General features: G+C 54.6%; 17 protein-coding genes. 7 read left to right on the top strand and 10 right to left on the bottom strand.

The genetic code is table 11. From position 1 onward, the window contains the following. Positions 1 to 89: 89 nt before the first annotated feature. From AB1644_11665 to corA, 4 genes are all read left to right on the top strand, one after another. Positions 90 to 1898, top strand: coding sequence for an ABC transporter ATP-binding protein (locus tag AB1644_11665; protein MEW6051700.1), 1809 nt, complete (start codon positions 90 to 92; stop codon positions 1896 to 1898). After that, a complete protein-coding gene (locus AB1644_11660; protein ID MEW6051699.1) occupies positions 1891 to 3696 on the top strand; it encodes an ABC transporter ATP-binding protein in 1806 nt (601 codons plus the stop codon). Before AB1644_11665 ends, AB1644_11660 begins: the two co-directional genes overlap by 8 nt. Before the next feature lie 122 nt (positions 3697 to 3818). After that, the gene (locus AB1644_11655; protein MEW6051698.1) at positions 3819 to 4892 is read left to right on the top strand and encodes a mechanosensitive ion channel family protein; all 1074 of its coding nucleotides are present in this window, start codon (positions 3819 to 3821) and stop codon (positions 4890 to 4892) included. After that, positions 4892 to 5956, top strand: coding sequence for a magnesium/cobalt transporter CorA (gene corA / locus AB1644_11650; protein MEW6051697.1), 1065 nt, complete (start codon positions 4892 to 4894; stop codon positions 5954 to 5956). The genes AB1644_11655 and corA overlap by 1 nt, the downstream gene beginning before the upstream one ends. Positions 5957 to 6144: 188 nt before the next feature. Here corA and gatD read toward each other — a convergent pair whose 3' ends face one another. Further along, positions 6145 to 7527 carry a Glu-tRNA(Gln) amidotransferase subunit GatD gene (gatD, locus tag AB1644_11645; GenBank protein ID MEW6051696.1) on the bottom strand — a complete coding sequence of 461 codons (1383 nt, stop codon included), beginning with the start codon at positions 7525 to 7527 and terminating at the stop codon, positions 6145 to 6147. Next, a complete protein-coding gene (gene gatE / locus AB1644_11640; protein MEW6051695.1) occupies positions 7520 to 9502 on the bottom strand; it encodes a Glu-tRNA(Gln) amidotransferase subunit GatE in 1983 nt (660 codons plus the stop codon). The genes gatD and gatE overlap by 8 nt, the downstream gene beginning before the upstream one ends. 228 nt (positions 9503 to 9730) lie before the next feature. Here gatE and AB1644_11635 point away from each other — a divergent pair, with 228 nt between their 5' ends. Further along, positions 9731 to 9925, top strand: coding sequence for a hypothetical protein (locus tag AB1644_11635; GenBank protein MEW6051694.1), 195 nt, complete (start codon positions 9731 to 9733; stop codon positions 9923 to 9925). 152 nt (positions 9926 to 10077) lie between these two features. On the opposite strand, the gene hemW is transcribed toward AB1644_11635, so the two are convergent. Together hemW and lepB are read right to left on the bottom strand one after the other, a co-directional pair. After that, a complete protein-coding gene (gene hemW, locus AB1644_11630; GenBank protein MEW6051693.1) occupies positions 10078 to 11217 on the bottom strand; it encodes a radical SAM family heme chaperone HemW in 1140 nt (379 codons plus the stop codon). Then, entirely contained in the window at positions 11218 to 11949 is a 732-nt protein-coding gene (gene lepB / locus AB1644_11625; protein MEW6051692.1) for a signal peptidase I, read from the bottom strand. It abuts the gene before it with no gap. Between the two features lie 1120 nt (positions 11950 to 13069). Here lepB and AB1644_11620 point away from each other — a divergent pair. Together AB1644_11620 and AB1644_11615 are read left to right on the top strand one after the other, a co-directional pair. Beyond that, the gene (locus AB1644_11620; GenBank protein ID MEW6051691.1) at positions 13070 to 14653 is read left to right on the top strand and encodes an FG-GAP-like repeat-containing protein; all 1584 of its coding nucleotides are present in this window, start codon (positions 13070 to 13072) and stop codon (positions 14651 to 14653) included. Between the two features lie 191 nt (positions 14654 to 14844). Continuing rightward, a complete protein-coding gene (locus AB1644_11615) occupies positions 14845 to 16764 on the top strand; it encodes a hypothetical protein (protein MEW6051690.1) in 1920 nt (639 codons plus the stop codon). A gap of 41 nt (positions 16765 to 16805) precedes the next feature. On the opposite strand, the gene AB1644_11610 is transcribed toward AB1644_11615, so the two are convergent. The 6 genes from AB1644_11610 to cdaA all read right to left on the bottom strand — a co-directional run bounded on the left by AB1644_11610 (position 16806) and on the right by cdaA (position 25172). Further along, on the bottom strand, positions 16806 to 18779 hold the full coding sequence (locus AB1644_11610; GenBank protein ID MEW6051689.1) for a hypothetical protein: 1974 nt from the start codon (positions 18777 to 18779) through the stop codon (positions 16806 to 16808). Positions 18780 to 19197: 418 nt separating this feature from the next. Continuing rightward, positions 19198 to 21006, bottom strand: coding sequence for a translation elongation factor 4 (gene lepA / locus AB1644_11605; GenBank protein MEW6051688.1), 1809 nt, complete (start codon positions 21004 to 21006; stop codon positions 19198 to 19200). A 99-nt stretch (positions 21007 to 21105) separates the two neighbouring features. After that, on the bottom strand, positions 21106 to 22362 hold the full coding sequence (locus AB1644_11600) for a glycosyltransferase family 87 protein (protein ID MEW6051687.1): 1257 nt from the start codon (positions 22360 to 22362) through the stop codon (positions 21106 to 21108). An 87-nt stretch (positions 22363 to 22449) separates the two neighbouring features. Further along, a complete protein-coding gene (locus tag AB1644_11595; protein MEW6051686.1) occupies positions 22450 to 23166 on the bottom strand; it encodes a DUF4276 family protein in 717 nt (238 codons plus the stop codon). Continuing rightward, positions 23166 to 24275: an AAA family ATPase gene (locus AB1644_11590; protein ID MEW6051685.1), complete on the bottom strand. Its 1110-nt coding sequence runs from the start codon at positions 24273 to 24275 to the stop codon at positions 23166 to 23168. Before AB1644_11590 ends, AB1644_11595 begins: the two co-directional genes overlap by 1 nt. A gap of 135 nt (positions 24276 to 24410) precedes the next feature. Next, positions 24411 to 25172 (bottom strand): diadenylate cyclase CdaA, encoded by a 762-nt coding sequence (gene cdaA, locus AB1644_11585; protein ID MEW6051684.1) that lies wholly within the window; start codon positions 25170 to 25172, stop codon positions 24411 to 24413. Positions 25173 to 25174: the final 2 nt, after the last annotated feature.

The raw sequence follows: 25174 nt of genomic DNA, 5'->3' as shown, positions 1-25174 counted from the left end.
GCCGCACCCCAAGATGGTCCGGCGGTTTTTTTTTGCATCCGCTTGGATTTGAACCACCAAGTCACTGAGATTGTCAAGGTACTGAAGAAATGACTACTGAATTGTACGAAGATGAGAAGCTGAGCCCGGAGGAACAGAACGTTGGTTCCGGGAAAGCCTTGCGATATTTGCTGCCGCTGGTCAAGCAGCACTGGCGCAGCTTGTTGGTTTGTTTTGCACTCCTGGTTGGCGCAACAGTTCTGTCGTTGTTCTGGCCGGTACTGTTGAAACGCGCGTTCGATGTCAACCTGGCGGCCAGAGATTTTCGCGGCCTGATCATCACTACTATTTTGATCGGACTCCTCCAGGGGACGGCGCTGTTCTTGAATTATCTGCAGAGGGTACGTCTGGAGATCATCGGCCAGTCGGTCATGGTCAAACTGAAAACACTATTGTTTGACCATATTCTCTCACTCGATGTGTCGTTTTTCGACCGCCACCCGGTCGGGCGATTGATGGCGCGGGTTGAGTCGGACACTGAAGCGCTGCGTACGCTGTTCACGATGACTGCGGTCGCGCTTATGGGGGACGTGCTGCTGGTGATCGGCACCTTCTCCCTGATGTTCGCCACCAGTTGGCGGTTGGCGCTCCTGCTCGTCGGGATGATGCCCCTGGTGATCGGAATGATCATCCTGTTCGAACGCAAGACCACACCCCGATTCCTTGAGGTACGCAAGAAGATGGCGGAAGTGGTAGGGACGCTGACCGAGTTCATCCAGGGGATGGCGATCGTGCAGATATTCCACCGCGGTCAGTACGCGCGCAAACGGCTGTACGACGTCAGCAAACAGAAATTCCGCAACGATGCCTACGCCGAGTTGAGCGTGGTGGCGTTCTTCAACACCATCAACTTCCTGCAGTACCTCATGACCGGATTGGTGTTGCTGGTAGGCATTCCGTGGACCCGTACCGGCGCCATAACGGTAGGCACGATGAGCATGTTCATCATCCTCATCTGGCGTTCGTTCGAGCCGCTCTACCGGGTCTCAGAGCAGTTGTCCAGTGTGCAGAAAGCTATTGCCGGGGTCAAGCGGATGTATGCGCTGCTTTCGACGAAGCCCAAACTGCTGGAGCCTGTGCATCCCGTTGCCTGGCCGAAACTGCAACAGGGGATCCAATTCGAGAACGTATGGTTTTCGTACACCGATGACGACAACTGGACACTTCGAGATATCAATTTCGAGATACCGGTGGGAAAGCGGGTCGCTTTAGCCGGCGTGACCGGCGGCGGGAAATCAACTGTCATCAACCTGCTCCTTCGGTTTTACGACCCGCAGAGGGGCCGGATCACAGTTGATGGGACCGACATCCGCGAGATATCGCAGGAAGAGCTGCGCCGGCGGTTCGCGCTGGTACTGCAGGACATCCATCTGTTCCCGGGAGACGTGCGGTCCAACATCTCGCTTGAGACGGCTGGGATTCAGGACGAGCAGATCGCCACCGCCGCACGAGCAGTGGACGCACACGCCTTCATCGACCGCCTGCCGAACAACTACCGGACCGTGGTGTCGGAGAAAGGGGCCAATTTCAGCCGGGGCGAACGCCAACTGCTCTCGTTTGCGCGGGCGCTGGTGGTGAACCCTGACGTGTTGATCCTTGACGAGGCCACCAGTTCGGTGGACCCCGAAACCGAGCGGACTATTCAGGCATCGCTCAAGGTCCTCATGGCCCAGCGGACCTCGCTGATCATCGCACACCGGGTGTCGACCATTCTCGATGTTGGCCAGATCCTGGTTATCCGTCGGGGCGAGATTGTCGAGCGCGGGACGCATACGGAACTGATACTGCAGGACGGCTACTACTCGAAACTGTTCCACCTGCAATTCAAGTCGAGGAATGGAGTCGCGACCAATGCGTAAGAAGATAGAAAAGATTAAGTGGTTCTGGAGATATTACCGGCATTTCCCATGGGTGCTGGCAGTGCTGATCATTCTGACGCCGGTACAGGCGATGTTCCAGACGTACAGTCCGCGGCTCATGCAGTATTCGATCGACTATGTCGAAACAGGCCGGACGCCAGACACCGCCGTTGGCGCGTGGATCCTCGCCACCGGTCAACGCCTGGGACTGTCATCGGACATCGCCTTGCCGCTGAGCTATATCGTCCTTGGGCTGGTGGCATTCGCCCTGTATGCGTTCGTGCAGGGGCATCGCGCCTGGATGAATCGTCGCCTGGATTGGGCGTTCCGACAGGACGCTTTCGACCGCATCACCGATAAAGGGCCGGACTTCTTCAACAAGTTCCGGGCCGGAGATCTGGTGACACGGCTCACCGATGATATCGAGGGGAAGCTCTCGTGGTTTGCATGTTCGGGCATATTCCGCTTCTACGAGGCGCTCATGATGGTGACGTTTACGATCATCATGATGCTGAGTATGAATCCGTGGCTGACGCTCCTGACGGCGGGTCCGATGCCGCTTCTGATCTTCGTGTTTTTCAAGAGCTCGTCCCTGCTGGATAAACGGTATGACCACCTGCAGACCAGCATCTCGAGCTTCAGTGGCGTGATCGAATCCTGCTACTCCGGGGTGCGCGTGGTCAAAGCGTACGTCCAGGAGAAGGCGCAGCGCGGGAAGTTTGACGCGGCCCTGCAAAAACGGCGGGATGCCGAGATCGCAGCGATCAAAGCCGGCACAATCGTAGATTCGCTCTATGGCTATATCTGGCAATTCGGCGTGATCATCGTGCTGCTCGCCGGCGGCGCAGCGGTCATGCGCGCGGAGCTGACTCAGGGTGAGTTGTTTGCGTTCGTGTACTACGTCATATTCCTGTTTTTCCCGATGTTCGATATCGGTCAGTTTCTGGTGAAATCACTCCAGTCGGGCGTCTCCATCGATCGCCTGGTAGAGCTGGAAAACGTCAAACCCATGGTGGCTGATTCGCCGACCCCCGCGCAGGCACAACCGATCTCCGGTGGTCTGGCGTTTCGGGATGTTACTTTCACGTTTGAAGGCGTTTCGCGGAACATTATCGATCGCGTCACACTCGAAATCGCGCCCGGTTCGACTGTGGCCGTCGTGGGCCGGGTCGGCGTCGGCAAGAGCTGGTTGGTGAATATGATCCCGCGCCTGGTCGATCCGGTCGGTGGTCAGCTAATCCTCGACGGCCGACCGCTGAAGCAGCTCTCGCTTGAGGACCTTCGAAGCTACATCGGGTATGTGCCGCAAGAGCCGATCCTGTTTACCGACACGGTGCGCAACAACGTTCTGTTCGGGCGTGAGGAAATATCGGAGGCCGTGTTGGAGTGGGCGTTGGATGTTTCGCAGTTGAAAGACGAGGTGGCCGGGTTCCCCAAAGGGCTGGACACCATGATCGGTACGCGCGGGATGGCTATCTCCGGCGGTCAGAAACAACGGCTGGCCCTGGCGCGAGCGCTGGTGGGGAAGCCGAAGATTCTGATCCTGGATGACTGCACCTCGGCGCTCGACTCACGCACCGAGGCGGCGCTCTGGGAGCGCCTGCATGAGGTGATGCCCGGCATGACGGCGATACTGATCACGCACCGACCGGACACGCTGCAACGTGTCGACAGAATCTACGTCCTTGAAGACGGGCGCGTGGTTGAGACCGGCCGCCATTTCGAATTGCTGGCGAAAGAGGGTTTGTATTACAAGATCTATCGCCGGTATCAGCTCGAGGAGCAGGTGGCGGGGTAACTGCCCGACCTGATGCTGCGGATGGAGGAGTGCGCCCGACCGACGGTTAAACCTTGACCATCATCGGGGCGACCGGCAGATTTTCGTTCGGACTCGTTGATCGTCGAACAACAGGAGAATTCGTGGGCAGCAATCTGGCAGCAGAATCCGAAAAGGTCGTGTTCGATTGGGTCGTACCGGTGGTGATGATCGGAGGCGCTCTCCTGCTGGGCATGATCTTCGAACGGATCATCCTCCACCATCTCCGTAAGATCGCCGAACGGACAACCTGGAAGGGAGATGAGATCATCATCTCCGGCCTGAAAGGGGTCACCACACTCTGGTTTGTGCTGGCCGGTGCCTTTTTCGCCAGCTATTCGCTGCCGGTTACTGCCTCGGTCCTGTTGCTGATTCACAAGGTGCTCATGGTGCTGGTGATCCTCTCCGGCACCCTTGTGGCGTCCCGAATCGCTATCGGATTCGTGAATCTGTCTACCATCCGGGAGGATGGCGCCCTTCCCTCGGCATCGATTCTGTCCAATCTCACCAAGCTGAGCGTATTCCTGATCGGCATTCTGATAATCCTGCAGTCGCTTGGTATTTCCATTACGCCACTCCTAACCGCTCTCGGCGTTGGTGGTCTGGCAGTGGCGCTGGCCCTGCAGGACACCCTGTCCAATCTGTTTGCCGGTGTGCATTTGCTGGCCTCAAAGAAGATCCGCCCCGGCGATTTCGTGGGACTCGACACCGGCCAGGAAGGTACCGTTGTGGATATCGGCTGGCGCAACACCACTATCCGCACGCTGTCCAACAATATGGTCATTCTGCCAAATTCCAAACTGTCCACCGCGGTTGTCACCAGTTATTTCCAGCCCGACAAGGAAATGGCAGTCGTGGTACCCGTGTCGGTCACCTATGACAGCGATCTTGCAAAGGTGGAGCATGTGACAGTCGAGGTGGCTAAAAGCGTCATGCGAGAGGTCCCCGGCGCCGTACCGACTTTTGAGCCGTTTATTCGCTTTAATTCGTTCGGGGATTCCGGCGTGGGTTTCAGCGTGATCCTGCGAGCTCAGGAGTACGTGGCGCAGTACCTGATAAAGCATGAATTTGTCAAGCGGCTGCACGCCCGGTACCAACAGGAGGGGATTGTATTCCCGTATCCAACACGTGTGGTCTATATGAAAACCGATCAGCCGGATGAGAGCGATACGAAGTAATGCTGCGCTACGCGAAAAGAGTTTCACGGAAAGTCGGCCTCTCCCCCGGGAGTTTGGTGGCCGGCGAGTCGCGCCGTACCGGGCCAATTACGATATCCGTTATCGATTACAGTGAGAGGCATTTTGAAGAAAAGCAGGTCTCGCGCATCGAGGATGTTTTCCCATATCGCGACACACCCGGCGTTACCTGGATCAATATCGACGGCATCCACGATCTATCTCTGATCGAGAAAATTGGCTCCCATTTCGGATTCCACCCACTGGTGCTTGAGGATATTGTCACTACCGGTCAGCGGCCGAAGGTCGAGGATTTCGGCGACTATCTATTCATTACCCTCATCATGTTGGAGATGTCGGCATCGAAGAACGTGATCGAGCATGACGAAGTAAGTATTCTGGTAGGAAGGAACTACCTTCTGTCGTTTCAGGAGACGAGCGGCGACTGCTTCAATCCAATCCGCGAGAGACTGAGAGCCGGCAAGGAGAAACTCCGCAAAGCAGGGCCGGACTATCTGGCGTACGCGTTGATGGACACGATCGTTGATAATTACTTCGTCGTCCTGGAAAAACTCGGCGAACACTTTGAGACGCTTCAGGAGAAAGTAGTGGCGGATCCGACACCGGCCGCGCTGAGCACCATCAATCGCTTGAAGGGCGAAATGCTGTTTCTGCGGAAGGCGGTTTGGCCACTCCGCGATGTGATCAGCAATCTCCAGCGGGGCGAATCCCCGCTCTTTACTCGAGCGACCGAGCTCTATTTGCGTGATGTTCACGACCACGTCATTCAGGTAATGGATACGATTGAGACCTTCCGCGACATGTTATCCGGCATGCTGGATATCTATCTTTCCAGCGTCAGCAACCGCCTGAATTCTGTTATGAAAGTATTGACCATCATTGCCACGATCTTCATCCCTCTCACCTTTATTGCCGGCATCTACGGCATGAACTTCGACTTCATGCCGGAACTGCACTGGCGCTTCGGTTATCCACTTATCATGTTTCTGATGTTCGGGATCGGCATCGGCATGCTGGCCTGGTTTCGTCGAAAGAACTGGCTGTAGGCAATCAGCGAAGCAGAGGAGGCCATCCCCTCGGAGACTATCCGGAAAGATTGAAAAAGCGCGCACGCCGCTATATTGCAGTACCGTGCGTCTCTGCCCTGCACACTTTGATCCCAGAACTGTCGAGAAGGCACGTCTGACTTCGCAGTGCTGAGGGTGTCCCTGCGAGTCGGCTGACACACTCTACATCACTTATGTATCTTTCTCAAAAACTCCTCCACCTCCGGCACGCCTCCCTGAAACACTAAGTACCCGTTGTATGGCTCCCGCTCGGTGATCTCATCGGCGATCGGCGTCAGCATCAACTCTTTCACTTTCGCCAGATCAGTCGTCTGTCCCATCACCCAGCCAAGCTTGATATACGCAACCTCCGGGAGCATGTTCTCGGTCGGCACGATTCCCAGCGCCATCAAGTCGCGTCCCGTGTCGTACACGAACATGTGCACATATCCCCATAGCGTCTGCACCGTCATGAACATCGCCACCCCTTTGTCAGCGGCCCGCTTCAGCGCCGGATAGAGTGGCTTGTTCACATGTCCCAGGCCGGTTCCGGCGATCACAATCCCTTTGTAGCCGTTGTCCACCAGCGCATCGATAATGTCCGGCTGCATATTGGGGTAGTAATAGACAATCGCGACCTTTTCCTCGAAATACGGCGCAATTGTCACATTGCGGTCCCGTCGCCGACGATTGTAACTCTGCTTGAGCGGCGTGATTTTCTGCCGGTCCACCATCGCAAGTGGAATGTCGCCGATTGTGCGGAAGGTCGAGCGATAGGAAGAATGCATCTTGCGAACCCGCGTCCCCTCGTGAAGCAGTCCATACTCATCCGAGGTCGGGCCGAACATACAGACCATGACTTCGGCGATGTCAGACTCCGCAGCCGTCTTGGTGGCGTGCATGAGATTCAGCGCGGCATCCGATGATGGCCGGTCCGATGACCGCTGCGACCCCACCATCACCACCGGCACCGGTGGATTCTGTACCATAAACGCCAGCGCGGATGCAGTGTGGTGCATGGTGTCGGTACCGTGACCGATCACAATCCCATCGATCCCCTTGCGAATTTCCTCGCCAATTGCGATCGCCAGTTTTTTGTACTGCTCCGGCCCCATGTTCTCGCTGAACACGGCGAACAACTTCTCAGTGCTCAGATTGCAGATATCCGCAAGCTCAGGTACTGCGCCATACAATTCACCGGGCGAAAATGCCGGTATCACTGCTCCAGTGCGATAATCCAACCGTGAGGCAATCGTGCCGCCGGTCCCGAGCAACTTGACATTCGGCTTCCCTTTGGAAATCGGGAATTCCTTCTCCGGTATCTTGTAGTGAGCCTCGCGGTACCCGACCTCTTTCATTTCGAGGATTGTCGAGACCTCGATCCCCACGTTATATCCTGATGCAATCTTCAGCACCACGTGGCGGTCATCATCGTTCTCAGAGCGCGGTAGGAGGATTCCTTTGAAATCGCCGCGCGTGGTGGTCACCTGCATTTCGGCCCAGACCCGCGCCTTAAACGAATTGAGCACGTCGAGTGCCCGCCCCTTGTACCCTTTGAGTATATCAGCCATGATTCAGCTCCTTCACCACCACTGCGTGGAGCTCTTGGAGGCACATATTACCAATGGCCCGTTTGCGAAGATGCCCCATGACCCAGCGAACTCCCGCTTCCGGATCGGGGGAGTTCTTTATCTCGCCAAACTTCCGCACGAGCGTTGGAATCGAACTTTGAATCTGCTCGGCCGTAAAGGGATGGTAGTCGAGTGTGAGAAGAATCGACTCGAAGTCCATCTTCGGGTGCTGGTACACCACCGGTACCATCAGCTTGAGGATTTCATCGAACAGCTTGCGCCGTTTGCCGAATTTGAACAGGTCGTACACCAGGTCGTAGCTGAAATCCGCCTGAAGTTGGTGCTTCCCCTCGACATGTTTAAGCGTATGTCCGAGAACAGAGCTCACGAAAATTGGGTCCTGGTCGAAATCTCTGACGATCCGTTCGACCAACCCCACCAGATTCCGTTTGAACAGGTACTGATACGTATCCACCGGCACCCGCCAGTCGCGGAGTTGTTTGAACCGGTCGGTCACGTCGATCGGCAAATTCCTGCGGCGCTCTTCGATTAGAGATTCTTCGATGGCGATTGGCGCCGAATCGGTGTCGGGATACATCCGGTCAGGTCCCGGCAGCACTCTCTCGAAAATATTCGTGCCGTCAACGAGTCCTTTGCGGGTTTCGTTCGGAACACCCTGCATGGCAAGCTGGCATCGCTCTTGCACAACATCCAGCGCGGTGGCCATATCATCGGCCGGACCGATGATGATTATCTGGGCATCGTTCTCTCCGGCGCCAAGCGTCGACCGCACGTCGTCCCACTGGGAGGCAAACAGTGTTGGGGTCAATTCTTCCGAGTGCACCATGTTCGGTTTCTCGATACAGGCAATCACCTTGAGCCGTCCCACCAGTTCGTCGGCAAAACTCTGTCCCGGCTGCGTAAAATGGGAGAGCAGGCCATGGAACTGAGGAAGGTTCACCGCCACCAATTTCAAGCGCAGTCGCTTCGCGCGACGGAAAATCGGGTGATCCGCCGGCACCATGTCCAGGTCGATCTCCTTGTGCGAAATCTTCCATAGCTTTGGATCGACTACTCGTTTTTTTAGTTCATCCCGAATCTTCAACAGCGCCCACTGACGGAATGCCTCCGTATGTACGAGCCGCGGAATCCACCGGATATGCGACACGCCTTTAATCTCCACCCGAGTGCCGCCGGTGACACTGACATTCACATCCTCACGCGCCGCCCCAATCCCGGTCCGTACTTTCTCTGAACTTCGCGCAACAAAACGGAGATAGTGCGCCGCCTCCCCCGCTTCGTCGGGCGTCAACATATCGGGATAGGTCACCGATTCGATCAAAGGCATCCCGAGACGGTCGGTGGTATACACGCGAAGATGCCCGACATCTGAAACCTCGCGACACGCATCCTCTTCGATGGACAACTGTATGATTCGAACGGTCTTGTTCTTCAGCGGAATCGATCCCTCGATCGCCACGATTCCGGTCCGCTGAAAGCCGGTCGGAATGGAACCATCAAGATACTGTTTCCGCGTGATATGCAGCTCACCCACGATGTTCATCTTGAGCAAGAGCGCGATCTCGATCGCTATCCCCAGCGCCTCGCGATTGAGCGCGAACGGCGGCGTGTCGTCGATATCGTACGTGCAGGCGGTCTCATCTTTGATTCGGTAGATGACCGTCTTACGCGTCTTGAACTCCATCAGCGCGGTGCCGTCGTACTCCCCCAGCTCGGACAGCGTGGGGCGCATATGGCGAATCACTTCGGCATCGAACTCGCCGTTCTTCTGATACAGCCCGGCCGGACAGTGACAGAACAGTTTCTTTTTCGTTTTCAGTTGCTGGTGAATTTCCAGCCCGCACTTAAAGCCGATCGCCGAATACGTTTCGGGCGTGGCTTCATTGCGGTCGACATAACCGACCAGTTTTCTGGTCTCTTCGTAATTAGTAAGCGGATCGAATAGTTGTTTCATGGGAAGTCATTATGGAAGAACGGAAGACGGACGCTTCCGTTGTCGTTGCAGCTTATTCATATCGGGGGCAAAAATACCGTGAAATTAGCTTTCCGGCAACCGGTTTGTGGGGTTGCGCCGCTGAGTTGTTTGTCAAGTGAGTAAACGTGGTCCCGGCGTATTTTTCGCCTGCAAATGGCTTGACACCGTGATGACAGCCGGCCTTCTTATTGCTGAAGGAGGTGACCTATGCGCAAGTCTGTCGCTCTGATCCTGGTGGCGCTGTTTGTCGTGTCGTTCGTACTCGGCGCGATGGTCTCGTCCACCCAGGCGAAACCGCCGAAATGCTACTACAAGTGCGTGAATGGCTTGTTGTACCGCTGCTGCATTATCGACGGTGTTGAGGGGTGCAACATCGACCCCAAAGGGGACTGCATCCGGTAGCTCTCGGGTGCGCAAGTAATGAAGGGCAGGCGAAACCGTCTGCCCTTCTATTGAGGTTACGTCAGTTCACACAACCCCGAATGCATCGGGGTCGCAGGAACTGACGCAACTGATTTCACGATTTTTGGAACAACCTCGCAATGTCTGCCCTTCTATTTTGTCAATCGCCGCGTGATCTCATCAGCCAACAGAATCCCCTCATCAGAGAGTCGTAGTGTCTCTCCCTCTGTTATGAGATGCCCGGAATTGATAAACAATTCATACTGTTTCAAATCCAACCGATCCTCTATCGGCTGACCGAATCGAAGCGCAAACTGGTGCCGGTCGATCCCGCGCGACATGCGAAGCCCCAACATGATCGCCTCCTCCATCCGCTCTTCTTCGCCCGACTCATCGCGAATCACCGGCCGCTCCCGTTTCAACAAAGACCCAATATACTTCGTCACGCTCGGCACGTTAGCGAACCGCTCCCCATTCATGAAACTGTGCGCCGATGGCCCCAGCCCCAGATAGTCATCCCCCACCCAGTATCCCAGATTGTGTTTGCATTCGAATCCCGGTTTTGCGAAAGACGAAACTTCATACCTATGGTACCCCGCCTCCGCCATCCGCTCACACCCGCCGCGATACAGCGACATCGTCACTTCCTGCGACGGCATGACGAGTGAACCAGCCTTCACTCTTTCCGCCAGTGTCGTCCCAGTCTCTACAGTCAACTGGTAAAACGAAATATGTGGCGGCTCCAGATCGATGATTTGATCTAAATCGGCCGACAACATCCGCGTCGTCTGCCTCGGCAATCCGAATATCATGTCGACGCCGAAATTCGTATACCCAAGCGCATTGGTCAGGTACACAGCCTTTTGGCTATGCTCCGGATTATGCTTGCGATTGAGCAGCTTCAATAACTTCGGGTTGAACGACTGAATCCCGTAGGTCGGACGGTTCACCCCGAGCTCTTTGAACGCCTTCAGATTCTCCACATTGATGGAATCGGGATTGTTCTCGACCGAGAACTCGATCCCTTGCGGCATTATGAACAATCGCCTGATAAGACCCAGCCACTCTTCGAACTTGCCCAGATTCACCAGCGATGGCGTCCCGCCGCCGATGAAGATCGTTGATATCTCTCGATCGGTCGAGCCGTGCGCTTCGGCCGCCAGTTCGGTCTCGATCATCAGCGCCTTGAAGAACTTCGTCTCCAGGTCAACATCGTACAGCTCTTTGTAGAAGTCGCAATACGAGCACTTGTTGCGGCAGAAGGGGAAATGAACGTAGAGGCCGAACGGCATTTATGGGATCATCGTGCCGATACGGTCCCAGCGGGTCTGCGACGGGAAATTGACGAGCCCGTAGCCGGTCCACTGGACGATATCGATGACGTACGGGAACCCCCAGCCGGGGGTATCCTTCTCAGGCTCCCAAGAGTAATACACAGCCACCGCCTTGCCGAGGATATTGCCGAGCGGCACAGTCCCCCAGAACCGGCTGTCGCGGCTGTCGTCGCGATTGTCCCCGAGCACGAAATACTCGCCCGGCGGCACCTTGTAAGGGCCGAAATTATCGCGGAACGACAGATCGCCGGGGATGATCTTCTTGTCAACATGCTTGACCCCTTCGGGCATCGCCGCCACCTGGCCGTCGACATACACAATCTTATCCGCCACCTGGACAGTCTGTCCCGGAAGCGCGACCACCCGTTTGATATAATCCTTGTCCGGATTATTGGGGTACTTGAAGACGATGATGTCGCCGGTCTGCGGGAACTTACCGCCATAGGTGTAGGCCAGTTTATTGACGAAGATATAATCCCCTTCCAGAAGCGTGTCCGCCATCGAGCCGGAGTTCACTTTGTACGCCGAGATCACGAATATCCGCAGCAGCACGGCGGCGACCACCGCGACCACAGCTGTTTCGAGATACTCGCGCCAAAGGGGTTTCCGCTCGCGACGATTGAGGAACTTGCGCGCCTCTTTCTGGCTCTCGAGCTGGGTATGCTCCTTGATGAGGAAGTCCTGATCCATACGTGTTATAAGTTATCGGTTTCTCCCCACAGGGCCTTTAGCCCCTGTGGGCACGGTTTGAGCGAAATATATACGGAAGAGGGGGCTAGGGGAAGCAGGACGCCACGCCATTTTAGGCGAGTAGGATGCACTCCCGTTGGGCGTTGGTGCCCCACCATCTATGGTGGGCTTGATGGACCGCCGCGAACAGGTCCCACGTCCCACCTGAATGGCGGGCCAGCCACGGAAGGCGCTGCAGGACACCGACCGCCTTCGCCCGCCGAAGCGCCCTCGCGGCTCGGCGGAGGAGTGATCGGAACTGCTTCAGGATGTCATACTGGCGAAAGCTGGAATTCCGCGAGGTGTCATTGTGGGGAGTCGGCCCCGAGCGGACGACGTGACAATCCTGCGACGGCTCGGGACTGGACCCCCGCTTTCGCGGGGGTGACACAGTGCGGATGGGTATCGCACCACAGCCAAGGTGTATCCCAGCCGACGGCTCGGTTTCCTGCTACTCCGTTTCCCGTCACAATCGTTCGCTGAAGTAACGAGGAGGGAAGCAGCGCTCGCAGGTGCACGGCCATTGTCGGATTCACGGCAATAAGAACTGGGAACCCACCTGAAGCAGGCGGGCTACACCTGATTGGGTTCGTTTCCGTGCATATGAATCCATGACTGTTTGCATCGCAATTGGCGAATTGGGTTCGTTTTGTCATTTTTATATAGTTGCAATGCGCACTTTTTCCCTGCAACTCACTACGTGGGAAAGAATTGTGGGAGTGCAACGGTGTGATCGCAATTGTACTCATCGTTGTATTTGCTTTCATGCAAGCGTGTTGTCTCGATTTCGCAGGTATATGCACCTGAGTAGGTGTGTTACCGAAATTAGCACCCTGGGTGAGGCAGGCTTTGCTCCAGGCATGGTGCGACGATTCCTGCAACACTGATTTTCCCAAATACAAATTCAGCAGTCAACGTAGAATGCTGTAGGAACTCCCGCAAGTTCAGGAGGGCGAATAGCAACAATTGCCAAGAAGTGCAATCCAATCGCACATGACCAGCTTCCCAGAGTTCGAGCATACGGACATGCATAGGCCCGGGCGGTTCACGTCAACTCACATCAATCTCAAGGAGGTACTTCATGGGAAAGAAACTGTGGCGGTCGCTTCTGTCGGCAGGATTCATGCTTGCAGCGACCAATGTCAACGGCGCGCAGATGCCTACCTGGTCGTACTCAGGATCTTCATTCTATGAAGAACTTGGGTGGCGCGTTCTCGGGTGCGGCGACATCAACGGCGACTCTATCAATGACTTCGTAGCTTCAGCACCGGGTTTCGACAGTGATCGAGGGCACGTCTACGCATTTTCTGGCCACTCTCCATTTCAGTTACTCTTCTTGTACGTCGGCGAGAATAGTGGTGATGCTTTTGGGAAGTCTATTGGAGCTGGCGATTTTGATGGTGACGGCATCTCTGACGTGTTAGTTGGCAGCCCAATGTACAATTCCTCTCAAGGGAGAGCCTATCTATTCCGAGGCAGAACGCCAGCGTCCTCTCCTGAGACAGTGCAGGCCGCATCCGCCGATGTAATTATTTCGGGCTCTAACCTATTTGGCCAGGCGACTGCTATAACAGGTGATATGAATGGGGACGGAAGGCGCGAGTTGTTAATTACCAATGTCTTAACGGCATACGTGTTTGTTGGCAGAAACCTAAACGGGCAATTGCTACTTACCAGTCAAGGCGCAGATCGAATACACACAGAGCCTGACGGATACGGTGCCTATGGATGGGCAGTTGCTGATCTCGGCGACATTACGGCAAACGGGCGTACCGATTATGCAGTTACTGATTATCGATACCCACCTGACTCGGTAAATGATCAGATAGGCAGGGTTTGGCTCTATCGAGATGACGGACAATTGATTACTAAGATTACCGGCGAAACGGCTGCCGATTATTTCGGATGGTCGGTCGCGTCCGCGGGCGATCTCAACGCTGACGGAGTCCCCGATATCTTGGTAGGAGCGGTTACGTATGAGCCCGAATCTCCCTTGGGCATGGGACGCGGTAAAGCGTATGCTTTCTCCGGCGCATCGCCGACGACTTTGCTAGTGGCACATGAAGGTAAGGAGCCCGCAACCTACCCGCCTGATTACGTAGATCGAATGGACTTTTGGGGGTCTTCAGTTGCTGGCGGCGGGGATTTCGACGGCGATGGTACTCCAGATCTACTTGTTGTAGGTGACTCGCATAGAAGCGACGTAATTACAGATACCGGAACCGTTTACGTCTTTTCGGGCTTAACGGGATTGGAACTTTTGCGGATCTATGGAAGCCCCAGAGTGTTGCCAAGCGGCCCCCATCAAAATTGGGGTCTTTGGGCCGCATTTGTCAACGACATTAATAACGATGGTGACGACGATATTCTGGTGGGCTCACACCATGACGATGAGATCGTTACTCACGGGGGGCGGATTGATATCTACGTGAGTGACTGCTGCGTTGGAAGACGAGGGAACGTCGACTGCGACCCTCAAGGTACCTGCGATATTTCGGACCTTCAGGCTCTCGGCGATTACCTCTTCTACGGCGGAACTCTGTGCTGCGAGGAACAAGCAGACATTGATGATTCCGGAACGGTGGACATCGCTGACTATACCTATCTGGCCGATTACCTCTTCAACAACGGCCAGCCGCCATCCACGTGTTCGGCAAGCAATTGACAGACACAGTGTCCTCGTAGAGACAACCTTCGTGTGACTACAATAAGCTGTGGGAGGCCAGCCCTGGCCTCCCCTTGCCAATCAAAGAGAACGCGTTGTGGTACCGTTGACATGTGGACTGCGATTACCTATTTTCTTGCGTGGCCAGTGGGTTGCAGAATCCCCCACGCACTAACTGAGCGCAACAGCCAATGGTAAAACCGTTAGTCTCCACTGCTCTTCTCATCCTGGCATTATTTCTGCTCGTGGTCGTTATATCTCGAACCGCCTGGGTGTCCGATGATGCGTTCATAACTTTCAGGTCGGTTGACAACTGTCTGAACGGACTCGGGTTAACGTGGAATATTGCTGAGCGGGTACAAACATTCACTCACCCACTTTGGGCGCTGCTGTTAATTCCTCTGATCGCCGCAACCGGTGAGTATTTCTACTCGGTCATTTTCTTCTCCATGTTGCTTAGCGGCGTGGCTGTATATCTCTTGGTCTTCCAGGTATCGCGCGACCGGTGGGCTGGGCTAGTTATAACCCTGACTCTTGTGATGTCGAAAGCATTTACCGACTATTGCACTTCAGGACTGGAAAATCCTCTCGGGTACGTTCTCGTCGCACTGTTTGTTCTCGTCTTCATAAAAAAAAGCCCGGAGCGCACGAGCCCCTTTCTCCTATCGCTCTTTGCGGCTCTGGCCACCCTGACCCGCTTCGACTACCTCCTGTTGCTCCTCCCGGCCTTAGGGTTCTTATGGTGGCAGCATCGATCGATTCGAACGGCCGCTCAAGTAGTGCTCGGCTTCACTCCTTTGCTCCTTTGGTTCTTGTTTTCGCTGGTCTATTACGGCTTCCCCTTTCCAAACACGGCATATGCCAAGCTGGGGGGGGGAGTAGCCTCGGTGGATCTCCTGAACCAAGGGGCATATTACATCGGATTGAGTGTGATCAAAGACCCGGTGACGGGTATTGCACTGTTGGGCGGCCTGATCGCCCCGCTTGTTTCGAGGAACACAAAGCTGATCGCGCTGGCCGCAGGTGTTTTCATCTATTTGCTCTATGTGATGCGCGTCGGTGGTGATTTCATGATTGGCAGATTCCTCTCTCTTCCCTTGTTCTTGGCACTTTGTATAGTTGCATGTAGCAACTTTCTCAGGAGAGGGATAGCCGTAGGGACTGCATTCGGATTGATACTGGCTGTTGGACTACCCAATCCTCAGTGCCCAATTTACGCGGGCTGTAGGTACACGCTTGGATTCAACGGTGCCGCACAGATGAAGTCGCAGCGAGGAGTTGTCGACGAACGTGCTTTCTACTTTCGGCCAGGTGCCCTAGGGGGATGCTCAGATACAAAACCTTTGGCTATTCCAAAGGCCGTTCAGGTCCAGCATGCCACTAGGTTGTCTGTGGTGCAGGAAGGTGCGGTCGGTCAACTAGGCTTCTTCCAGGGACCCTATACACACCTCATAGACTACAATGCACTCGGTGACCCACTTCTATCTAGACTGCCCCGCGAAATGTCACCACAGTGGCGAATTGGGCATCTTCAACGAGATCTGCCGAACGGATATGCGGCAACTATAAGGACGGGAGCAAATGTCCTGGCCGACAGCGCACTTGCTCACTATTATGACAAACTCTGCATACTCACCAAAGGAGCCGTGTGGTCCCTTTCAAGATGGCTGGAGATTATCCGTTTCAATCTTGATACATACGACGACCTTAAAGAAACGTTTCTGGCAGCACCAGCTGTCAGGGTCGGTTTGCACGACGTCGCATGGCGGGACGAATTTCGAGTGGAGGCGGCTGATTCTTTCCTCGTCCCATTCGGCTCATTCGGAATTACAGTCGATCTGGACACTATTTGCTACGCCAATGCGATCTCCTTCCTGACTGAAGCGGCTCATGCGTATCTGGTCACATTATCGGCCGATGGACATGAGATATTTCGAGATACGGTCGATCAGAGCCCTTTCTCGACATACGACGCATTATTTGAAACAGGCTTTCAAGTACCTCAAAATATCCGTGAACAAGGGTTTGATCAGCTTTTTATCCGTCCCCTGTACAAGAACGCGTGGTCGCGCCTCGGGATGTTGAAGCTTACAGGCGACCCCGTACAATGACAATTGGTTTGGCCGTAACTGTCTCACTACCCACTACATGTTCATCGACGATGGGATGAAACAGGCATCTCGAATTTACTCGAGTCCATCCCCTTGCTCAGGGCTAGAGCGTAGTATTGGCGGGCTTTCTCGATACTGCCTTTGGCTGCGAGGAAGTCCGCCAGTTCTTTGGCTGTCTCCCACGTGGCCCACTTGCGCTCGGTCGACTGAGTCAGGAAACTCTCGTACTTAGTCGTGTCACCGCGTCCAAGGTAGAGTTGCGCCAAATTGTACAGACCAATGTCGAAGTCGGCATTCAAATCGGTTGCCAGGAGCCAGTACTCTTCGGCCTTCTTCCAGTCCCCCTGGAAATAATAGAGACGACCATATTCAGCGGCGACCGATGGGCTGTAAGGGTTCAAACCATCGGCTACGTGCAGGTAATACTTCGCACTGTCGAATTGCCGGACGTAGATGTAGTATAGGGCGTATCCGAGCCAGGTGTCCGGATAGGTCGGATTGGTCTGCATAGCTCGGTCCAGAACCTGCTTGCCCTGGGCAAGCATGCCTCGGTTGAACAATTGCTGCCCAAGCTTGGCCATATTTTCTTCCGGAAAGAGTCTCGCCCTCAGTGAGTCCGTGGCGTACGCTAAGGTCGAGTCCCCGATATTCCAGTAATACTGTCGTAGTGCAAATAAGCCAGGTCTGGTCTTGATCGGATCGAGGGCGAAATAGGTCTTGAACTGTGAAACTCCCAGATCAGGCTCAGTTATCACCCAAGCGCGTGTTGCTACAGTGGAGAAGGCGAGCAGGGGGAGTCCAAGGATCATCGGCAGGGGACGCCTAAGTCCGAGTTTGAGAGCGAAAGATGTAAGCAACATGACAACGGGAATCCCGGCGTACGAAAACAAATCCCAATCGCGTGCCATACCCAGCTTGGGTTCGAATATGAAATCCGCAGTCAACCCACCTACTGACCCCAGAATCAGGAATACGATTACGGGTGATTTGAGAGTCTTTCTCCAGGAGCCCCACGGCAGGCACACCGCCAGTACAAGTAAGCCTGGGCATAGTAGCAGAAGCAGATTGGAGTAGTCCAGGATATGCCGCCGCGAAAGGAGCGTGTATCCATCAAACGTGAACACGTTTGTTATTGGAGGCATCAGAGCCGTCTGGAAATACACTGAGCTGCGATACTCCACCATGAACACGATGGCCGCAATCAGCGCTCCGACAAACACCAACAGCCATTTCGAGGCGGTGCTCATTCGATGAAATCGTCCGCTTATGTTAGTCTCCCGCACCAATATATATGCTGCTGCCGGTAAGAAAACTGCTCCAAATATGTGGAGAAACACCGCAAGAGCGCTTGCCGGCACGATCCACCATCGATTGAGCCGGTCTTGTGCTGCGAGCATTCCAACAATGCAGAACAGCGCGACGCCCACAAGAAACACCGCGTAGTTTTCCACGTAACCGAAAAACTGCAGCGTGTATCCTCCGGTAATCAACAGACCGGTCCAAAGCAGCTGTGTCGTTCTGTTGTCAAACAGCTTTCGCGCGCTCCAGATCGCCAAGACGAGAAACAGCACACCGCTACCGACCGAGACCAGTTGGTACGCCAACTCAACATTTGCCTCTGTCTTGCCGCCGAGCAGATTTGTCACCAAGAGAGGCAGGATTGTCCCTCCGAGGTTCCTCATCTTCACAAGTGGCTGCTCCGATGCCATCAGACTGATTAGCGTGTACCCATCCCCCAGAAAATGCGTCCGCGACCGAAGGATCCAAAACAATGCCACCAGCATAACCGAGACTGTGATCGTGACGAGCCAGTAGGTGCGAGACGATATCTCCAGATCGGCGTCGGCCTTATTCCTCAGCCACAGGTGCAGTATAATTGGAACGATCCCACCTACCGCGAGTAGCGCCAGCCGCAGCCAGAGCGGATGATACGCCCACCAGTTAATCCCCCACACCCGCCCTTCGGGAAAGAACGACGCCGCAAAAAACGCCGCCAGCGTGACATAGTAGGCCATGTAGACCCACAACAAACGATCAGGACTGTCGGTCTCTCGCCGTAGGGCAGAACCGCTTCTGGTTCTGCCATCGTCTTGTGTGGCTTCGTTTTGGTGTCTGGGCTTCTTCGCCATCAATTGAAGGTACGCGCATTCGTGAGGGTGCGTCAAGCCTGATGCCTGTCAGGGCTCCCCCGCCAGGTCATTGCGAGCGAAGCGACGAAGCATTCTCAAAGGAGTACTACCGCTCGATCTTAAGTTCTTGTAGGTCAAAACCCCAACGATGCAAACTCGTCGGCAGGGGTTTTGACGATTCGTTGGTCCCGATGTCAAGACCCCTACCCACGGCTGGACCCTCGGTGGGGTCTTGACCTACATGTAACCGCTGTTAGAGGTTCATTGCGAGGAACGATGCGACGAAGCAATCCTCAAAGGAGTACTACCGCTCGATCTTGAGCGCTGCCAGGAACGCCTCTTGCGGAATCTCCACGCTCCCGATCTGCTTCATCCGCTTCTTCCCCTCCTTCTGGCGCTCCAGAAGCTTCCGCTTACGTGTGATATCACCGCCATAACACTTCGCGGTCACGTTCTTGCGAAGTGGCCGCACGGTCGCGCGACTGATGATCCTGCTCCCTATCGCCGCCTGGATCACCACCTCGAACATCTGTCGGGGTATCAGCTTCTGAAGTTTCTCGCAGAGCTGGAGTCCCCAGTGGTACGCCTTCTCGCGGTGGATGATCGAGGATAGTGCATCCACGGGGTCACTGTTTACGAGAATGTCGAGCTTCACCAGGTTGGATCGCTTGTAGTACGGGATGCCGTAGTCAAACGAGGCGTAGCCGCGCGTATAGGACTTAAGCTTGTCGTAGAAATCGAAAATGATCTCGGAAAGCGGAAACGCATAATGAAGGTTGACACGGGTTGTGGACAGATATTCGGTCGTCTTGTATTCGCCGCGCCGTTCGGTTGCCAGTTTCATAATCGCCCCGATATACTCAGCCGGCGTAATCACCTGCGCATCGACAAACGGCTCTTCGACATGCTCGATCTCACCCGCGCTCGGCATCTCGGCCGGATTATCGACTACGACCTGTGTTCCGTCGGTCTTGTATACGATATATTCGACGTTGGGCACCGTGTTGATGATCGTCTGCCCGTACTCTCGCGAGAGCCGCTCGGTGATAATCTCCATATGCAACAGCCCCAGAAACCCGACACGGAACCCAAACCCGAGCGCAGTCGAAGATTCCGGCGTAAACGAAAGCGAAGAATCGTTGAGTTTCAGCTTCTCAAGCGACTCGCGCAGAACGGTGAAATCCTCCGCCACGGCCGGATACAGCCCGGAGAACACCATCGGCTTGATGTTAACGAATCCCTTGAGCGGTTCTTTGGCCGGATTGACAATCGTGGTGATCGTGTCGCCGATCCGTGTATCTGCAACTTCTTTGATCGAAGCAAACAGGTACCCTACGTCGCCGGCTGCCAGAAACTCCTGCGGGAACGGCTTGAGGCGCATGAACCCGACCTCTTCGACTTCATGCACGCGATTATTGGAGAAAAACCGCACCCGGTCCCCTTTGCGAAGTGTGCCGTTGACAATCTTCACAAAAGGCTGTGCGCCGCGGTATGTATCGAAGGTGGAATCGAACACCATCGCCTGAAGTGGCGCATCCGGATTACCAGATGGCGGCGGAATGACGGTGATAATTTGCTCGAGCAATTCAGCAATGCCGATCCCCTGCTTTGCGGAGCAATGGATGATGTCATTCGGTTTGCAGCCGAGCAGGTCCACCAACTCGTCGCTTACCTTTTTCGGATTCGCAGCGGGCAGATCGATCTTGTTGATAACAGGGAGGATTTCCAGATTGTTGTCCATCGCCAGATACAGATTGGAGAGTGTCTGCGCCTCGATCCCCTGCGAGGCATCGACCACCAGTATCGCCCCCTCACACGCCGCCAACGAGCGGCTGACTTCGTACGTGAAATCCACATGCCCCGGCGTATCGATCAGATTGTAGCGGTACCAATCTCCGCTTCGTGCCTTATAGTCCAGGCGGATCGCATGCGCCTTGATCGTGATGCCGCGTTCCTGCTCCAGATCCATGGAGTCGAGCACCTGGGCATGCATCTGCCGGTCGGAGAGCGTTTTGGTCTTCTCCAGCAGCCTGTCCGCCAGGGTCGATTTCCCATGATCGATATGGGCGATTATCGAAAAATTCCTGATTTTCGAGAGGTCATGCATTGGCATTCAATCCATCTTTTGTACGCCGCCACAACGGTCCAACCGAGTGTTCCGATGTCCGTCTTCGTAATTGGCCGCCAAAGGTAGGTAAATTTCGACGGCGCGTCAAATCGGTGCCGAGTCCGCCGGGGACGCCTCGGCCGGTTCCAGCGTGGTCACTGTAGAAGCTGGACTCCGGATGATACGATATGTCCAGACCCCCCAAACCAGATACAGCATCAGCAGCGGATAATACAGTCCGGCGCTGCTGATGAATCCGGCATCGATCGGCAGGAAAGTGTGATTGGACATGGACAAAAGGATCATCCAAAGCAACAGCGCACCGCGTGATGCCTCGGTCCGGATAACATAATATGTTACCGGGAGTATCATCATCAGCGTATACACCTTCAGGCGCGGGACAACCAGGGCGCATACAAGCGTGGCCAGCATAATGAGAACGGCGAGTCGGTCCGTTTCGCTCGTCGCCTCATCGGTTCGCAAAGCCACCAGCCTGCGATATGCTTTCCATGAGAACCACAGCACCACCGCAACTGCTGCCGCATAGGCAGCAAACGTGAGAGCATCGACAATGATCGGCGGAACTCCCCTGGCGCGTAATGGGTCCCAAACATCTTTCAGTGCCGCCAGTGTCGACGGATTGAAGTCCTTGCCGCGCTCATCCCAGGTGAGCGCCGCCTTGGCGTACTTGGCAAACTGAGCAGGATTCATCATATAGCCGACGCCGTGGAGGAATCCAAACAGGCCGATCGATCCCAGCATCAGTTTGATCCTATGTTGGACACCGGGCAGAGCCAGCAACCCCAAGAATAAGAGAGGTGTCCCTTTGAAGATTGCCGCCGTCACTACACAGACACAGAACCAGAGCCATCGCTTCTTCAGGAATAGTGCCAGACCGATCCAGAGAAGGAGTTGTTCGACAATGGTGACGTTGCCGGCGCGGAGGTCCAGATATATCGGCCCCCAGAAAGCGATGATGAGAAAGAGCCCAAACAGCCAATCACGTCCTGTTGGCACAAACCACCGCCACCAGAGGAGTATGAGCGGAATCAGCAGCAGCACTCTTAGGAACAGCCAAACTTGAAGCGCTACGTTAAGCGAGAAGATTGTGAAGGGCCAGAAAAAGAGGAGAACTACCGGCGGATACAGAAAGGGGAAATTGGCGGACCCGCCATCCTTCTTAATAGCTTCCGAATCGTACGGGTCTCCGCCTGCAGCCCAGACGTTGGCGGCATGGTAATACGTGGAGAAATCCCAGTGGTACCAGCCGGAGTGCCGGGAGATATTGCCGATCAGATATGTGAGCAGCAGCGCCATCAGCACCAGTCTGATGCGCGAGGCGTTGTTCCTGAGAGATATCATACCCGAACTATCAACCGGTTATCATTTGCAGGGAGCCCGAGAGAGTCGATTTCCAGTGGCCGATATCTGCGATAATCTTGAAGCGTCTCATTTTCGAAAGTTTGTATTTCTGTTTTCGTTTGGAAGATTTTCGAGACGCTCAAGCCAAACTTTGAAATGCGGGCAGTGACTGCGCAGCTTTGTTAGGCCAACTCTGCTCGTAATAATTGGCCCTAGCGACCTCTTCCGACCTTCATATGCCGGGATCTCAGCGATTATACGTTTAGATGGTGAGGTATTGGCACCATCATTGATGAGCTCTGGAGAATCAAATGCACCAACCATCTTCACCAAGCGATCGGTCTGTTTCTCGATCCCGTTGAACTCACGTAAAAGCTGAGCTGGGTCAACAAGAACCAACGCCTCAAATTCATGTAGCTGCAAATACGGAATGAAATGGCGCTCTGCCATGTCTGCGTCCCATTGACGTTCCAGATATTCAACTCTTTTGTACGCGTCGCTTTCACCCTTTGATTGTTCATAGCCTGGAAATGAATCTTGTAAAACGGATAGTCCATAAAGATCGATCATTGTACTGAACCAGACATCAGACCGCTGATCTTCCCTCATCCACCGCTTCAGGTCCCCACGCAACCTCTTGTAGCTTGTAACACCGCCACGATACACTCTCGTCTTTCGTCGACTTGTCTCGACCGAGCGTACGTCAGCCCACACAGAAAAATTGGCAAGATGCGGCTTGAGTAACTGATTTACGAATGTCTCTTCCGTTTGACCCTCTACAACGAGGTGAAGTCTAATGCTCATTAGGGTCGTCCCCCTATTACATTCTTCTCCCATAGTTCCGACAGCGAATAGTCCTCTAACCACTCAGTCAATCGGTTTAGTGTCAGGCGATTGAACTTCGACTCACGCCCTACTCGATCTACCACGACGATGTCATCGGGTTGGAAGCAGTCGATTAAAGGAACCGATTGCGTTGCGACGATCACCTGTACCTGCGTGGCAACACTCCGGATTAGGCCCCCGACTACACCAACTGCATAGGGGTGCAGTCCCAATTCTGGCTCATCAAGAATGAGTACATCCGGCAGATCACGCTCCGGTTGAAGCAGTAGCGTGACTAGCGCCATGACCCTCAACATCCCGTCCGCGGCTTGGTGCGCGCCGAAGATCCTATCGCTGTTTTGTTCTTTCCATTGGAGTAGAATCGAATTGTACTCGGGTTCCAGCTCGAAATCCGCGAAGAACGGTAAGATCAGCCGAACGTTGTCAACTATTCGCTGGTATGAAAGCGGTTCCAGCATCTTCAGCCTGTACAGGAACGGTGCCAGATTGCCGCCGTCTTCTTTCAGCCACCTACCGTCGTCTTTATCCCACTTCCCTCTTATCCGAGCAGTTGTCGATGTATTGTGAAACTGATATAGGATGATCCTCCGTAATAGTGCTAAGATCGTTTTGGCCGTCTTGTCATCGTCATCGGCCTTTGCAATAAGCATGGCTTCGCGATGACCTGCTCCCAGTCCTTTCCAGCGAGCCGGCGAAGTGAACTCGGGCTTAGAAAATCTGTACTTCTCGTCCGCATATATCAGTGTGTCTCCTGCTGCAAAAACGAGTCTGAAGGCGTAATCATTCCTACCGGCCTCGGTCACAAGTGAGATTTCGGACTCGATTTCTCGTGTACGATCAGGCCCATCGTGAAGCAGTGCACCGGCTCCCCCCAGTTGGCCGACGTGCACTTGGAGGTTACCAGGTGACGCTAACGACCAAGAGAGGAGTCGAAAGAAAGAAATGAAATTTGATTTGCCGGCGCCATTTGGTCCAATTAGGACTGTAAGTGAACCCGGATCAAAATCTGTTAGATCACGAATACTCTTGAAGCCGCGCAGTGTAATTCTTTGCAATCTTTGCCGCATATATTTACTCCTCAATCAATCGCAGTTGGTCCTTTGGACTATACATCAGCGGCGTTGGAAGCGGTATCAGCGGCAATGCTCACAGTTGAACATACCGCTTGTCAGGTCTATTGCCCTGTCTTGAACCTCTTCTAATCACTTCTTCAGGTATTCCGCCAGCCGGTCGCGGAGTTCGGACTTGCGAATGTCGGATTCCAGAACGCCGTTGTGGGCGATTGAAATGGCACTGGTTTCCTCGGAAACCACCACCACCACCGAATCGGAAACCTCAGACACACCAATCGCGGCCTTGTGACGCATCCCGAACAGCTTGTGGTAGCGCGGGTTGTTGGTCAAGGGCAACGATGATGCCGCCGCCACGATGTAGTTGCCGGAGATGATCACTGCGCCGTCGTGCAGCGGCGTATAGGGCGTAAAGAGCGTGACAAGAAGCTCGGAGGATAGTTCGGCGTTCATTTCCTTGCCGGACTCGGCGAAATTGCGGAGGCCGGTTCGGCGCTCGCAGACGATCAAACCGCCGTAGCGCAATTCGGCCAGGCGGAGCGCGGCGCGAGAGACCTCTTCGAGAGTCTTCTTCTGTTCGAGCTGCACGAACCGTCGAAAGAGCGGATTTTGGCCGATATGGGCAAGCGCACCCCGTAACTCCGGCTGGAATACAATGACCAGAACAATAAAGCCTACAGTCGCGAGACTGGAAAAGAGCCAGGTGAGTCCCTCAAGCTGGAACCAGTACGCGACGAACGCTATGCCCCCCAGTAGCGACAGTCCAACTATGATCTGCGCTGATCTTGTCCCTTTGGTCAGTCGAAGCGCCTGATAGATGATAAACGACACGACCAGGACATCGACCGCATCCTTGAAACCGAACCGGAGAAAATCCCACTCAAACAGCGCCATAC

This window comes from Candidatus Zixiibacteriota bacterium (assembly GCA_040753875.1).
GTDB lineage: Bacteria > Zixibacteria > MSB-5A5 > GN15 > FEB-12 > DATKJY01.
Note: the sequence above shows the minus strand (reverse complement) of the source record. Positions and strands in the feature narration are given on the sequence as shown.